Raw genomic sequence first — 906 nt, forward strand, 5'->3', positions numbered from 1 at the left:
GGAGTGGGGCGTGCGGGGGGCGGGAGACGTCACGAGATGGAGCTCCGGGGCACCGCGGCCTTCAGGACCTGGCGCACGCGCTTCTCCAGCTCCTCCGGCGTGAAGGGCTTGCCCAGGTAGCCGTTGGCGCCGGCCTCTTCCGCGTAGGCCTTGTCCTCCGGCAGGTTGCGCGCGCTCACCATCAGCACCGGCACGTGCGCGATGGCGGGCGTGCGGCGGATGTGCTCGCAGACGTCGTAGCCGGACACGTCCGGCAACGTCAGGTCCAGGCACACGAGGTCGGGCTTCTCCTCGCCCTGGAGGTACTCCATGGCGGACTTCCCGTTGGGCTTCTCCACCACGTTCTTCACGCCCATTTCCTGGAGCATGTCACGCAGCATGACGCGGAACATCGGAGAGTCCTCCACGAGGAGGACGGTGAGCTGTTGGAGCTCCATCACGTCGAACGCCTTTCCTTCCCTCACCCGAACCCGTACCTGGGAACGAGGACGAGCACGCCGTATGCGTACGCCACATTGAAGAGGGCCACCCACAGGATGGCTTTCTTCATCCCCCGCCACGGATTCGCGTCGCGCGCCGCCGCGCCGGGCAGCGCGACGGTGGCGATGAGGACGGACAGGAGGATGAGCTTCGCCATGGGGGAGCTTCAGAGGATACCAGTTTGCCGTACCGACAGTCCCAGCGTCGCGGACCACACCATGCGGGCCGCCTCCACGTCGGGCGAGCGAGTCCACGCGGTCCGCGTGTCCGCCTCCAGTGAGACCCACCGTGACACCGTCCAGCTCGCTGCAGAGCCTCTGCCGGCTCACGGCCGGCTACCGCCGCGACGCGGTGCTTGCCTACAAGTGGAACTTCGAAGGCAGCCGCTTCGAATGCGAATGGAACTAGGAGTCAACCCGACCATGA

General features: G+C 66.9%; 3 protein-coding genes. All 3 read right to left on the reverse strand.

Features of this window, described 5'->3' with window-relative positions:
• Positions 1-29 precede the first annotated feature (29 nt).
• The 3 genes from epsW to D7Y13_RS50005 are packed head-to-tail and all read right to left on the reverse strand — an operon-like array spanning position 30 to position 775.
• Complete coding sequence (gene epsW / locus D7Y13_RS41790) at positions 30-437, reverse strand: exopolysaccharide biosynthesis response regulator EpsW (protein ID WP_120538493.1); 408 nt, start codon at positions 435-437, stop codon at positions 30-32.
• A gap of 23 nt (positions 438-460) precedes the next feature.
• Entirely contained in the window at positions 461-637 is a 177-nt protein-coding gene (locus D7Y13_RS47015; RefSeq protein WP_167508823.1) for a hypothetical protein, read from the reverse strand.
• A gap of 9 nt (positions 638-646) precedes the next feature.
• Positions 647-775, reverse strand: coding sequence for a hypothetical protein (locus D7Y13_RS50005; protein ID WP_500683199.1), 129 nt, complete (start codon positions 773-775; stop codon positions 647-649).
• Positions 776-906 lie beyond the last annotated feature (131 nt).

The organism is Corallococcus praedator, assembly GCF_003612125.1.
Classification (GTDB): Bacteria; Myxococcota; Myxococcia; order Myxococcales; family Myxococcaceae; genus Corallococcus; species Corallococcus praedator.

What these genes read in the sequence shown, in the direction of transcription:
- epsW (WP_120538493.1), bottom strand. Translation starts at nt 437, where the DNA reads ATGGAGCTCCAACAGCTCACCGTCCTCCTCGTGGAGGACTCTCCGATG.
- D7Y13_RS47015 (WP_167508823.1), bottom strand. Translation starts at nt 637, where the DNA reads ATGGCGAAGCTCATCCTCCTGTCCGTCCTCATCGCCACCGTCGCGCTG.